Here is a 13,680-nt window from a genome sequence, read left to right as displayed (position 1 = left end):
CAAATCTTCAGATTAAAAAGCCGCGTCATTTTACTGTTGCGGCTTATCATCAAAGAGTTAACCAATAGCGTCTTACAGATTAGTTAATCGCTTTAGTTCATACAGCATATCTAAAGCTTGTTTAGGACTGTAATCATCAGGATTAATCTGAGCGAGCTTTTCTGTCGCAGCTGATGATAGCGGCTCAGGCATGGTAAGATTAAGTGCCTCTTGGATAGGGACATTCTGTGTATTCGCTAAATCGCGACTTTCAAGCATATGCAGTTTTTGTTTGGCAGCTTTTATGACATGAGCTGGAACGCCTGCAAGTGATGCGACTTGTAATCCATAACTTTTACTTGCAGCACCTTCTTGCACAGCATGCATAAAGGCGATGGTGTCATCATGTTCTACGGCATCTAAATGCACATTGGCAGCGCCTGATATTTGTTCAGGTAGTTGAGTCAACTCAAAATAGTGAGTTGCAAATAAGGTTAGCGCTGCCACTTTTTCAGCTAAGTATTCAGCTGCAGACCACGCAAGCGATAGTCCATCATAGGTTGATGTTCCTCGGCCAATTTCATCCATTAATACTAAGCTTTTCGCTGTCGCATTGTGAAGGATGTTTGCTGTCTCAGTCATTTCAACCATAAAAGTTGAACGCCCAGATGCCAGATCGTCAGATGCGCCAATACGGGTGAATATGCGATCAATGGGGCCAATCACAGCTTTTTGCGCAGGCACAAAACTGCCTATATGTGCCATAAGCGTGATTAGCGCGACTTGGCGCATATAGGTTGATTTACCGCCCATATTAGGCCCAGTGACAATCAGCATACGTCGCTCTGGTGCCAGTGCAACTGGGTTGGCGATAAATGGACTTTGGCTGACTAGTTCAACGACTGGATGGCGACCCGCTTCTATATGAATACCAATTTCATTACTAATTTGTGGGCAGTTATACCCTAATGTTTCTGCACGCTCAGCAAAATTACTAAGTACATCTAACTCCGATGCAGCTTGAGCAAATTGCTGTAATTCATGTAACTTGGGTAAAAGTAAATCGAACAATTCTTCCCAAAGTTGCTTTTCAATTGCCAAAGCTTTGCCTTGGCTTGAAAGTACTTTCTCTTCGTATTCCTTAAGCTCAGGGGTGATATATCGCTCAGTATTTTTAAGAGTCTGGCGACGTTGATAGCTTAATGGTACTTGATCAGATTGTAACCGGCTGACTTCAATGTAATAGCCGTGCACTCGGTTATAGCCAACTTTTAGCGTATTAATGCCAGTTTGTTCTTTTTCACGGGCTTCCATTTGTACTAAATAATCATTGGCACCTTCGCTAAGGCCACGCCACTCATCTAACTGAGCATTATATCCTGAACGGATAACGCCACCGTCACGGATTAGCATTGGCGGGTTATCAACAATGGCTGATTGCAATAATTGTTGTTGCTCAGGAAACTCACCTAATAAAGCTGCTAAGCGTTGCATTTCAGCTTGTTTGCAGTGACTGAGAGTTTGTTGGATTTCAGGCAACAAATCTAAGGCTTGGCGAAGGCGTGCAAAATCCCTAGGACGAGCACTACGAATAGCAAGGCGAGCCATGATACGTTCGATATCGCCTAAGGCTTTTAATTGTTGGTGTAAGTCAGCAAATAAGCCTGTTTCTATTAACTCAGAAACCGCTTGTTGTCGTTGGCTTATATGCTGTTGATCGCGCAATGGCTGATGGATCCAGCGCTGTAACATTCGGCTGCCCATTGGCGTAGCCGTTTTATCTAATACCCAAGCAAGAGTGTTATCACGAGAACCCGAAAGATTAACGGTCAACTCAAGATTACGCCTAGTTGCGGCATCTAAAATTATCGTATCAGCTTGGTTAAACATGGTAATGCTGCTGATATGGGGTAGAGCTGTTTTTTGAGTGTCTTTTACGTATTGCATAAGACAGCCAGCGGCTTGTAAAGATAAACGCGCATGGCTAACACCAAAGCCATGAAGGTCTTTTGTGCCAAACTGTTCCAGCAATAACTGGATACTAGTGTCGTAATCAAATTCCCATTCAGGGCGACGTCTAATCCCCTTAAGGTTCTCGATAAGATGCCTATCAGCTAAATCTTCACTGTATAAAAGCTCTGCTGGGCTAGTACGCTGCAACTCAGCTTCTAATGTTTCTGAATTCTCAAGTTCAACAATGACAAATCGACCTGATGACACGTCCAAGGTTGCGTAGCCATAGCCATTTTTACCTTGGTAAACCGCAGCGAGTAAGTTGTCTTGTCTTTCTTGTAATAAGGCTTCGTCAGTTAAGGTGCCAGGGGTAACAATACGAACGACTTTACGTTCTACTGGACCTTTACTGGTAGCGGGATCGCCAATCTGCTCACAAATAGCGACTGATTGACCAATTTGTACTAGCTTGGCGAGATAACCTTCAACGGCGTGATAGGGTAAACCTGCCATAGGTATTGCATTGCCGCCACTCTTGCCTCTAGCAGTAAGTGAAATCCCTAATAGTTCAGAAGCCAGTTTGGCGTCTTCATAAAATAATTCATAAAAGTCTCCCATACGATAAAACAAAAGCATCTCTGGGTGCTGTGCTTTTAGCGTCAAATATTGACGCATCATTGGGGTATGCTTTTCTAAACTTGGGTCTTCATTTACGGTCATTAAGTAGTTGCTCTTAATCTGGCTTTAATACGGGATAATAAACGGGGCTCATCTTAACAATATTTAGTTTGATTCCCAATAAGCGATGTTCATACAGTGACTTTTAGAAAGACAAGTACTGTTATTTATTACGAATTAAATCTTTGAAAACTCGATAATTCACATTCGCTCATACTAGTGTATACAGTAGTTTGTTCAATGAGGCCTTTGAGGTTTTAAAACTTATTTTGGTTATTAGGTATTGATTAATAAGATAAAAATATTATACAAATGAAATAATGTCAAAAAAGTATACAGTAACTATTGATACTGTATGATTATACAGTATACTGAGCTCATATTGTTAGACAGACAAATTTATTCGTTACCAAGTTCGCATGTCGAATTGAGTCACCTTAAAGGGATAAAGAGAATGAAAGCAGATCCAAATAAAGAGAAAGCGTTAAATGCCGTATTAGGCCAAATTGAAAAGCAATTTGGTAAAGGTTCAATCATGAAGTTGGGCGCAGATCGCACAATGGATGTTGAAACAATTTCTACTGGCTCACTTTCATTGGATGTTGCACTAGGTGCTGGTGGTTTACCAATGGGACGTATCGTAGAAATCTACGGTCCTGAATCTTCTGGTAAAACAACCTTAACACTTGAAGTGATTGCAGCAGCACAGCGCCAAGGTAAAACTTGTGCCTTTATTGATGCTGAACACGCACTTGACCCTATTTATGCGAAAAACTTAGGCGTAGATATTGATAACCTTTTATGTTCTCAGCCTGATACGGGTGAGCAAGCGCTTGAGATTTGTGATGCATTAACACGCTCTGGCGCTGTTGATGTGATTATTGTCGATTCGGTTGCTGCATTAACACCTAAAGCAGAAATCGAAGGTGAGATTGGTGATTCGCACATGGGCTTAGCGGCACGTATGATGAGCCAAGCAATGCGTAAACTTGCTGGTAACCTTAAGCAATCAAACACACTGCTTATCTTTATTAACCAAATCCGCATGAAAATTGGTGTTATGTTTGGTAACCCAGAAACCACAACGGGTGGTAATGCACTTAAGTTCTACGCTTCAGTTCGTCTTGATATTCGCCGTACAGGTGCGATTAAAGATGGTGATGCTGTTGTGGGTAATGAAACACGCGTGAAAGTGGTTAAGAACAAAATTGCTGCGCCATTTAGACAAGCTGAATTCCAAATCCTCTATGGTAAAGGGATTAACCGTACTGGCGAGTTAGTTGATTTAGGTGTAGCGCATAAGCTTGTTGAAAAAGCAGGTGCATGGTACAGCTATCAAGGTAATAAAATCGGTCAAGGCCGTGCTAATGCTGGTAAATACTTAGTTGAAAACCCAGCAATAGCTGAAGAGATTGAAACTAACTTACGTCAAATGCTATTAAGCAAAGAAAAAGAAGCAGCTCCTGCAGAGTCTGATGAAAATATTGATTTAGAAACAGGTGAAGTTTTTTAAATCGAGTTTAACTCCAAGGTAGCAGGAAGCTAACTCGAACAGCTATAAACTAAGTTATCTTTAAACGAGTTTCTCTACAGCTTGCTTGAAATTAATAAATCGCGATTGGTTTTGCCAATTGCGATTTTTTTATATTTTGAAATAGTTTGTAATGCGAGTAAGTCATTAGTAAAAATGCTTTAAAACTAGAACAGAGTTTTGCCTTTTCGAACTGCTAGGAATTTTCAGAATATAACCCTAAGATCTTGCCATCACCATCAAATCGCTAGGGTAATTAGTGAATTACAGATGATTCCCTAGTCAAGCTTGATGAAGGCTAGTTATCATGTGGTTCGTGAAATAAAGACTATTTAAGTTATCGCAATATTGTCATAACGCTCCTTTCAATTTTGATTTGGACTATTTAGGCCATAAAATTGAATTGTCGATTAACATAATCGCTCCCAAATGTAAGAAAATCGCTAATCTAAGCCGCTAGATTCTCGCACCTTCAGTTTGTTTAAGTATATAATGTTGCCAATATTCGAGCTGTTATACAGCTTCAAGATAAATAGAATTTATCCATTTAGGGCGATTTCATGTTTCAGACCACCACAGAATTAAGAAGCGCATTTTTAGCGTATTTTGGTAACAACGGACACCAAGTTGTCGACAGTAGCTCATTAGTGCCGCATAACGACCCAACGTTATTGTTTACTAATGCGGGTATGAACCAGTTTAAAGAAGCTTTTCTTGGCTTGGAAAACCGTGGTTATACTCGAGCGACAACATCACAGCGTTGTGTTCGTGCTGGTGGTAAACACAATGATTTAGACAATGTCGGTTATACCGCTCGTCATCATACGTTTTTTGAAATGTTAGGTAACTTCAGCTTTGGCGATTACTTTAAAGAAGAAGCGATTTCATTTGCATGGAACTTCTTAACTCAAACATTGAAATTACCGACAGAAAAATTATGCGTCACTATCTATGATACTGATGATGAAGCATTTGAAATTTGGAATAAGAAAATCGGCGTTGCAGCTGAAAATATTATTCGCATTGGTGACAACAAAGGCGCAGCTTACGCTTCAGATAACTTCTGGCAAATGGGTGACACTGGCCCTTGTGGTCCATGTTCTGAAATTTTCTATGATCACGGTGAGCACATTTGGGGCGGCCGCCCAGGCACACCTGAAGAAGATGGCGATCGTTTCATTGAAATCTGGAATATCGTATTCATGCAGTATAACCGTCAAGCTGATGGTGAAATGCAGCCGTTACCAAAACCTTCAGTTGATACTGGTATGGGCATTGAGCGTATTGCAGCAATTATGCAAGGTGTTCACTCAAACTACGAAATCGATATATTCCAAGCCTTAATCAAAAAAGCCGCTGAAATTATCAATGTAGAAGATTTAGAAAATAAATCATTGCGCGTTATTGCCGACCATATTCGTTCTTGTTCATTCTTGATTGCTGATGGTGTTATGCCATCAAATGAAGGTCGTGGTTACGTGCTACGCCGAATCATTCGCCGTGCAGTACGTCACGGTAATAAGCTAGGGGCGACTGAGACATTCTTTTACAAGTTATTACCTACACTTATCGAAGTGATGGGCGATGCGGGTAAAGGCCTTGTTGAAGCGAAAGCGATTATTGAAAAGTCGTTGAAAGCGGAAGAAGAACAGTTTGCTAGAACTCTTGAGCGTGGTTTAGGCATTCTAGATGCTGCATTAAACGAGTTAAGCACTAATGTGTTAGACGGTGAAACCGCATTCAAACTTTACGATACTTATGGTTTCCCTGTTGATTTAACGGCAGATGTTTGTCGTGAGCGTGATATTACTGTTGATGAAGCAGGTTTCGAAGCAGCAATGGCAGAGCAAAGAAGCCGTGCACAAGCAGCTGGTAACTTTGGTACTGATTATAATAGCGGCCTGAAAATCGAAGGTGAGACTGAATTCTGTGGTTATACCGAATTAAATGGTCAAGGTGCTGTAACAGCAATCTACGTTGAAGGTGTTGCAGTAGAGTCACTTGCCGCAGGACAAGACGCTGTCATCGTATTAGATAACACGCCGTTTTATGCTGAGTCTGGTGGACAGGTTGGTGATAAAGGTCAACTGTCTGTTGATGAGACGGTATTTACTGTCGCTGACACTCAAATTTTCGGTCAGGCTTTTGGTCATGAAGGTAAGTTAACTGCTGGAACCTTAACCCTTGGTCAAACCGTTAACGCTGAAGTGGATAAAAAACTACGTCATCGTACTCAATTAAACCATTCAGTGACGCATTTATTACATTCTGCATTACGTAATGTATTGGGCACGCATGTTAACCAGAAAGGGTCATTAGTAAACCCTGAACGTTTACGTTTTGACTTTGCACATTTTGAAGCTGTTACTGCAGCAGAACTTAAGCAAGTTGAAGAAATGGTTAACACTCAAATTCGTCGTAATCATCAACTGAAAACCGCAGTAATGGGGATTGATGAAGCCAAAGAGCAAGGCGCTATGGCGTTATTTGGTGAGAAGTACGACAACGAAGTACGTGTCGTTACCATGGGCGATTTCTCTATCGAGCTTTGTGGTGGTACTCATGTGGGCCGCACTGGTGATATTGGTTTATTCAAAATCACATCAGAAGGTGGTATTGCTGCGGGTATTCGTCGTATTGAAGCAGTAACTGGTGCAGCAGCAATGGCTTATGTAGCAGAGCAACAAGCTCAGCTTGATAAAGCGGCTTCATTACTTAAGTCTGATTCTGCTTCTGTGGTTGTAAAACTAAAAGCACAGCTTGATAAAGTGAAGCAACTTGAAAAAGAAATGTCTCAGCTTAAAGACAAGTTGGCGGCAGCAGCGAGCGCAGATATTGCTGGCGAAGCCATTGATCTTAACGGCGTTAAAGTATTAGTTAAAAAACTTGAAGGTGCAGACCCTAAATCACTTCGTGGTTTGCAAGATGAATTAAAGCAAAAGCTTAATTCAGCGATTATCGTATTAGGCATTGCAAACGAAGGCAAAGTGAACTTAATTGCGGGTGTGAGCAAAGATCTTGTAGGTAAAGTGAAAGCGGGTGAGTTAGTTGCTATGGTTGCTCAGCAAGTTGGCGGTAAAGGCGGTGGACGTCCTGATATGGCTCAAGCTGGTGGTACTCAGCCTGAGAAACTTGATGAAGCGTTAGCGTTAGTACAACCATGGTTAACAGAACGTTTAAGCTAGTAATGAACCATAACTGTTCTAACGGATAGTTTAGGTGATGATTTAAGAGATTAAACTGTTTTATTTCATCATCTTTTGATCTCAGTCGCTTTATGGCTTGAGTGATTGTTTAAGGTTTGGCATAGTAGATTTATTGATGTTGGTTAATAAGTTAACCAACATCAATATTTTGTATAATCTGGTTCAAAGCACTACAAATTAATTGGTTATAGATTTTTATGCTAATTTGATGATGAAAGCAGCAACTTGATGCGAAAGTTCTGTTTTAGCTTTGTCTAAAGAATGGTCTGCAAATGTTAACAGCTTGATACGAGCAGACTTTTAAAATGCCAAAATTCTTTGATTTTCGATTTTTTACGCTAAAAAGCTTAAAAATTTTATTGATTTAGTGTCGTCACTAATGATTTGTATTAAGCTAACACTATTAAACGCGCATATTACGGATAGAAGCTGGTGTATGCTGATTGGACTAAAGGAGCAATCGAATGCTGATTTTGACTCGCCGTGTAGGCGAAACATTAATGATAGGTGATGAAGTGACTGTTACTGTACTGGGTGTTAAAGGTAACCAAGTACGTATCGGTGTGAATGCACCTAAAGAAGTATCAGTTCATCGTGAAGAAATTTATCAACGTATCCAGTCTGAAAAATCTGGAAATAGCACCCCTGAGGGTGGCAATTTCTGATAAATCAGAATTGTTAAGCGTTATACCATTTAAGCCAGTGAAAGCTGGCTTTTTTGTGTCTGGCACAAAAATGAACCAACTTTTGATTATGAGCTTTGAATATAACCGAACCAGCTATTATTGAATGAGTTAGTCGTGTTTCGGTTTGTGTTATTTCTGTATGTCATGAACAATCTTTTAATGATTCGATTATTCTGTATAGCACTTTAGGTCTACTAAAGCTTACTCAGGTTTTGCTGATTCTCTCATCGTTGTACTCGTTTTATATTCCTTCTTCTATCCATTCTGCTATTCCTTCTTCTATCTACTCCGCTATTCCTTCTTCTATCTACTCCGCTATTCCTTCTTCTATCCATTCTACTATTCCTTCTTCTATCCATTCTGCAATTCACTCTTCAATTCATGGTTATTTTCGCGTTGCAAGCTTTGGTGCTGTTATATAAAGAAGGCTTAATATCATGATGTGGTCATGTGTACTTTTAAGGACAATAAAATCGTTGTCGATTGCAGAAGTGGATAAACTGAAACGTTTCGACTTTAAATAGTGATATTGTTTTAAAGCAAAAAAACAAAAATCGGTAGGGTGAATTGAAAATATTTGTGGCTTAAGTCGGCAATATGATTAAAAACAGTTCAAATGAATATATGTTTCTGAAAAAGGGTTTGACTTATTTTCTTCAAACAGTAATATACCGCCCAAGAAACGGAGAGGTGGCCGAGTGGCCGAAGGCGCTCCCCTGCTAAGGGAGTATGGGCTTTAAATCCCATCGAGGGTTCGAATCCCTCCCTCTCCGCCATTTCTTAAAAAATAGTAAACGATGCGGATGTAGCTCAGCTGGATAGAGTACCTGGCTACGAACCAGGCGGTCGGAGGTTCGAATCCTCCCATCCGCACCATTGCTATTTTGTGTTTGAATTATTTAATGAGCGGATGTAGCTCAGCTGGATAGAGTACCTGGCTACGAACCAGGCGGTCGGAGGTTCGACTCCTCCCATCCGCACCATTAGATTATTCAAAAGCTTTACCATTTTATATATGCGGATGTAGCTCAGCTGGATAGAGTACCTGGCTACGAACCAGGCGGTCGGAGGTTCGAATCCTCCCATCCGCACCATATAAAATTCATACCAAATTATGCGGATGTAGCTCAGCTGGATAGAGTACCTGGCTACGAACCAGGCGGTCGGAGGTTCGACTCCTCCCATCCGCACCATAATTCGGAGAGGTGGCCGAGTGGCCGAAGGCGCTCCCCTGCTAAGGGAGTATGGGCTTTAACTCCCATCGAGGGTTCGAATCCCTCCCTCTCCGCCATTATTTGCATATATTGAATATGCAACTAAGCTCAAGTAGCATTGAGCATGCAGTAAACGTAAAAAATTAGCGGATGTAGCTCAGCTGGATAGAGTACCTGGCTACGAACCAGGCGGTCGGAGGTTCGAATCCTCCCATCCGCACCATGATAAAGAGAATGCCCTGTAGATTACTACAGGGCATTTTTTTTTACGTTTAATTTATGCTTTATGACTTGGTTGACACAGATTTATCAGTACTATCTGTTATCACTCGTTCACATTGCCATATAAGTTGTTATTAACAGATAATCACAAGATCAAAACTTTCACGTTCCACCTTTCACTTTCAAGATTCTAAAGTCCCAAAACTCCTCTTATAATTTCAATCTGTTCTAGTTAACTGAACTACATAATCAATTTTTTAAAGCCACTCTCTGAAGGATTTGTTTGATTCACTAGAATAGTTAACTGCTAACAAAGCCAACCTGGTTATAAAGTTCATAAATAGTCACCTTCTAGGGCTAAAACTGGCATATTTATGCTTTTGAGCATTCATGCACAGCATTGGGGCGATTGGTTGTTCTTATTCTTGATATCTCTTTTTATATAGAAGTGGTCATAATCTTGTCATTTTTGCGATAAAACCCTCGGAATTGAATAATGTTCAATATTACTGTGAATATTTTATAGAATTATCACATAGTGAGGTTTAATTTTATTATTTTTGGTCTGACCAATTTACAGTGTGTTGGATTAATTGTTATAAATTAGTTATATTTTTCGTCGATGAAGAATCTGATATAACTAAATTAGACAGTTTGAGCTCTTTTTTATAATCTGAAATTGGTTAATATTGATTGAATAATTATTCTATGTGGTACTTAAATGATGTGTACTGCATGAAAATGGTGCAACACTGATAGGCTATATAATTTCATCGGCTTTACGCAATCGAAATGGATCCTATGTGCAATCACTGATTGAACATTAAGACAAGAGAGGATGTATGACTTCAATATCTGAGCAGTTATTTGACGCCCTAGGCGTGATGATAATGGGGATGGGCTTAGTATTCATATTTTTGAGTATGCTAATTGTCGGTATTAAAATCGTCGCCAGATTATGCAAGTCAGAGATTCAACCTACCGTTGCCTATGCGCCAGCACCTGTCGCAGCTTCAGCAACAACACTTGATCCTAAGTTAGTAGCAGCCATTACCTCTGCTATTCATCAGTATCGTGCAAAAGATTAACAGTTTAGGAGTATTTATGAGCAAGCCTTTAGCGTTAACAGATGTAGTATTACGAGACGCCCATCAGTCTATTCTTGCAACACGCCTGCGTTTAGACGATATGTTACCTATCGCTCCTTTACTGGATAAAGTTGGTTTTTGGTCTTTAGAATCTTGGGGTGGTGCAACATTTGATTCTTGTATCCGTTATTTAGGCGAAGATCCTTGGGATCGAATTCGCGAATTGAAAAAAGTGATGCCAAATACACCACAGCAGATGCTACTGCGTGGCCAAAATTTATTAGGTTACCGTCACTATGCTGATGACGTAGTGACGCGCTTTGTTGAGCGCGCACATACAAATGGCGTTGACGTTTTCCGTGTTTTTGATGCGATGAACGATGTACGAAATCTAGAGACTGCAGTAAAAGCGGTTAAACAGGTCGGCGGTCATGCCCAAGGTACGATTTCATTTACCACTAGTCCAGTTCACACTGTTGATACTTGGGTCTCAATGGCGAAAAACCTCGAAGATTTAGGGTGTGACTCGTTATGTATTAAGGACATGGCTGGTTTACTTAAACCAATGGAAGCTTATGACCTTATTACTCGTTTGAAATCACAAACTGATTTAACGGTATCAATGCATTGCCATGCTACAACGGGTTTAAGTACTGCAACGTACCAAAAAGCCATCGAAGCCGGTATTGATGTTCTTGATACTGCGATTTCTTCTATGAGCCAAACTTATGGTCATTCAGCAACTGAAACACTGGTGGCAATGGCAGAAGATAATGGCCGCTCAACGGGCTATGACATGGCGACCCTTGAAGAGATTGCTGCATATTTCAGAGATGTACGTAAAAAATATGCACGTTTTGAAGGTGCGCTTAAAGGCATTGATTCTCGTATCTTGCGTGCACAAGTGCCAGGTGGCATGTTAACTAACATGGAAAACCAGCTTAAAGAGCAGGGCGCTGCTGACAAGATGGATGAAGTATTAGAAGAAATCCCACGAGTACGTGAAGATCTTGGCTTTTTACCTCTAGTTACACCAACCTCACAAATTGTCGGCACACAGTCAGTTATTAATGTCCTGATGGGTGAACGTTATAAAACACTCGCAAAAGAAACAGAAGGCGTATTAAAAGGTGAGTACGGCGCAACACCAGCCCCTGTTAACGCTGAACTACAAGCTAGAGTACTAAATGGCGCAGAAGCGATTACATGTCGTCCTGCCGATCTTATCGAGCCTGAACTTGAAAAACTACGTACCGAGTTAAGCGACATCGCTAAGAAAGATGGTTTTAGTTTAGCGACTGAAACTGATGACGATGTGATGACGTATGCATTATTCAACCAAATCGGCCTGCAGTTTTTATCTAACCGTGGTAATCCAGATGCATTTGAGCCAGTCCCAAGTGCTGATGATATGGCTGTACCTGCTGCGAAAACAGAGAAAGGCCCTGAAACGTACACTGTTAATGTTCAGGGGCAAAACTTTGTCGTTGAGGTGAGTGAGGGTGGCGATATAAGCCAAATCGTTCCAGCAACCACTGAAGCGGGCTCACAAGCGCCTGCACCATTAGCGCCACATGCTCCTGTCAGCAATACAATCAAAACCACGATGAATGCGCCATTATCTGGCAATATTTTCAAAGTCTTGGTTAATGATGGCGATCAAGTCAATGAAGGTGATGTCATCATCATCCTTGAAGCAATGAAAATGGAAACAGAAGTGCGTGCAGAAACTGCGGGTATCATTCGTAATATATCAGTTAAGCAAGGTGATGCAGTTACAGTTGGTTCACCACTGTTAGCATTAGCGTAGGAGATAGCATGGAAGGATTAATGGCCTTTTGGTCTGAGACGGGTATTGCTAACTTCGCACCTGATCAATTATTTATGATGGCAATTGGAGGCTTATTACTTTTCCTTGCCATTTCTAAAGGTTTTGAGCCGCTATTATTAGTACCGATTGGTTTTGGTGCCATTTTAGCGAATATTCCAAATGCAGGTTTTACCGACGAAGGTGGTTTGCTTTGGTATGCCTACCATGTGGGAATTGAAACGGGGATTTTCCCGCTATTGATTTTCATGGGCGTAGGTGCACTGACAGATTTTGGTGCATTGATTGCTAACCCGAAGACCTTGTTATTGGGTGCAGCTGCGCAGTTTGGCATTTTTGCTACCTTGCTAGGTGCGATTGCACTGAACCTAGTGCCAGGGTTTGAATTTTCCATGCAAGATGCGGCTGCTATTGCCATCATTGGCGGTGCAGATGGTCCGACAGCTATTTTCTTAGCCTCGAAGCTTGCTCCTGATTTATTAGGTGCGATTGCGGTTGCTGCATACTCATATATGGCTTTAGTACCATTAATTCAGCCACCGATTATGCGTCTATTAACCAGCGAATCAGAGCGTACCATTAAGATGGAACAGCTTCGTGAAGTCAGTAAGAAAGAAAAAATCATCTTCCCACTGATGGTGGTCGGTATGACAATTCTGTTCTTACCAGCAGCAACACCGCTAGTAGGTATGTTTTGTTTAGGTAACTTAATGCGTGAATGTGGCGTGGTTGATAGACTTTCAAGCACTGCGCAGAATGAGTTAATTAACGTTGTGACGATTTTCCTTGGTTTAGCAGTGGGCTCAAAGCTGCAAGCTGAAGAATTCCTGCGCATCGAAACTTTAGGCATTTTAGTCTTAGGCGCTGTTGCTTTCAGTATTGGTACTGCGGCAGGTGTGATGATGGCTAAATTGATGTCTAAGTTATCTGGCGGCAAGATAAACCCATTAATTGGTGCAGCGGGCGTATCTGCAGTTCCTATGGCAGCGCGTGTTGTAAACAAGGTAGGTCTTGAGGCTAATCAGCAAAACTTCTTACTGATGCACGCTATGGGGCCTAACGTTGCTGGTGTTCTAGGTAGCGCTGTGGCTGCGGGTGTATTACTTGCAGTATTAGGCTAATCGTTATCAAATGTAGCGACAAGTAAACGCGAGTAATCGAATGAAGCCACTGACTAACAGTGGCTTTTTATTGGCTTAAAATTGTTATTGCGCTGATGCATGCCATTTAAGGTGTTAGACCATCCTATCCTGCTCAAATCTATTCCACCTCGTTTCAACAAACTAAGTCTCATT

General features: G+C 41.1%; 7 protein-coding genes and 7 tRNA genes. 13 read left to right on the top strand and 1 reads right to left on the bottom strand.

All coding sequences use genetic code 11. The annotated features are described in order from the left end of the window. Positions 1 to 72: 72 nt before the first annotated feature. Positions 73 to 2,652 carry a DNA mismatch repair protein MutS gene (gene mutS / locus AB4153_RS01505; protein ID WP_102526963.1) on the bottom strand — a complete coding sequence of 860 codons (2,580 nt, stop codon included), beginning with the start codon at positions 2,650 to 2,652 and terminating at the stop codon, positions 73 to 75. A 412-nt stretch (positions 2,653 to 3,064) separates the two neighbouring features. Between mutS and recA the strand changes: the two genes are divergently transcribed. From recA to AB4153_RS01440, 13 genes are all read left to right on the top strand, one after another. Further along, positions 3,065 to 4,123 (top strand): recombinase RecA, encoded by a 1,059-nt coding sequence (gene recA / locus AB4153_RS01500; protein ID WP_102526964.1) that lies wholly within the window; start codon positions 3,065 to 3,067, stop codon positions 4,121 to 4,123. 578 nt (positions 4,124 to 4,701) lie between these two features. Beyond that, on the top strand, positions 4,702 to 7,326 hold the full coding sequence (alaS, locus tag AB4153_RS01495; RefSeq protein ID WP_371996133.1) for an alanine--tRNA ligase: 2,625 nt from the start codon (positions 4,702 to 4,704) through the stop codon (positions 7,324 to 7,326). Positions 7,327 to 7,811: 485 nt separating this feature from the next. Beyond that, positions 7,812 to 8,012: a carbon storage regulator CsrA gene (gene csrA / locus AB4153_RS01490; RefSeq protein WP_102526966.1), complete on the top strand. Its 201-nt coding sequence runs from the start codon at positions 7,812 to 7,814 to the stop codon at positions 8,010 to 8,012. A 705-nt stretch (positions 8,013 to 8,717) separates the two neighbouring features. Then, positions 8,718 to 8,809, top strand: a tRNA-Ser gene (locus AB4153_RS01485). A gap of 23 nt (positions 8,810 to 8,832) precedes the next feature. Continuing rightward, positions 8,833 to 8,909, top strand: a tRNA-Arg gene (locus AB4153_RS01480). A gap of 30 nt (positions 8,910 to 8,939) precedes the next feature. After that, a tRNA-Arg gene (locus tag AB4153_RS01475) sits at positions 8,940 to 9,016 on the top strand. 34 nt (positions 9,017 to 9,050) lie between these two features. After that, positions 9,051 to 9,127 (top strand) — tRNA-Arg (locus AB4153_RS01470). A gap of 22 nt (positions 9,128 to 9,149) precedes the next feature. Next, positions 9,150 to 9,226 (top strand) — tRNA-Arg (locus AB4153_RS01465). Between the two features lie 6 nt (positions 9,227 to 9,232). Then, positions 9,233 to 9,324 (top strand) — tRNA-Ser (locus tag AB4153_RS01460). 69 nt (positions 9,325 to 9,393) lie between these two features. Next, positions 9,394 to 9,470 (top strand) — tRNA-Arg (locus tag AB4153_RS01455). An 841-nt stretch (positions 9,471 to 10,311) separates the two neighbouring features. Beyond that, positions 10,312 to 10,557, top strand: a complete 246-nt coding sequence (locus AB4153_RS01450; RefSeq protein WP_102529597.1) for an OadG family protein — start codon at positions 10,312 to 10,314, stop codon at positions 10,555 to 10,557. A 16-nt stretch (positions 10,558 to 10,573) separates the two neighbouring features. Further along, entirely contained in the window at positions 10,574 to 12,367 is a 1,794-nt protein-coding gene (gene oadA, locus AB4153_RS01445) for a sodium-extruding oxaloacetate decarboxylase subunit alpha (protein ID WP_371996131.1), read from the top strand. Positions 12,368 to 12,375: 8 nt separating this feature from the next. After that, a complete protein-coding gene (locus AB4153_RS01440) occupies positions 12,376 to 13,506 on the top strand; it encodes a sodium ion-translocating decarboxylase subunit beta (RefSeq protein WP_102529595.1) in 1,131 nt (376 codons plus the stop codon). The last annotated feature ends 174 nt before the right edge of the window (positions 13,507 to 13,680 follow it).

Origin of the sequence: Shewanella sp. 10N.286.52.E4 (genome assembly GCF_041468785.1) — a bacterium.
Classification (GTDB): Bacteria; Pseudomonadota; Gammaproteobacteria; order Enterobacterales; family Shewanellaceae; genus Shewanella; species Shewanella electrodiphila.
The sequence above is the reverse complement of the archived record's forward strand: the minus strand, read 5'-3'. Positions and strand labels throughout refer to the sequence as shown.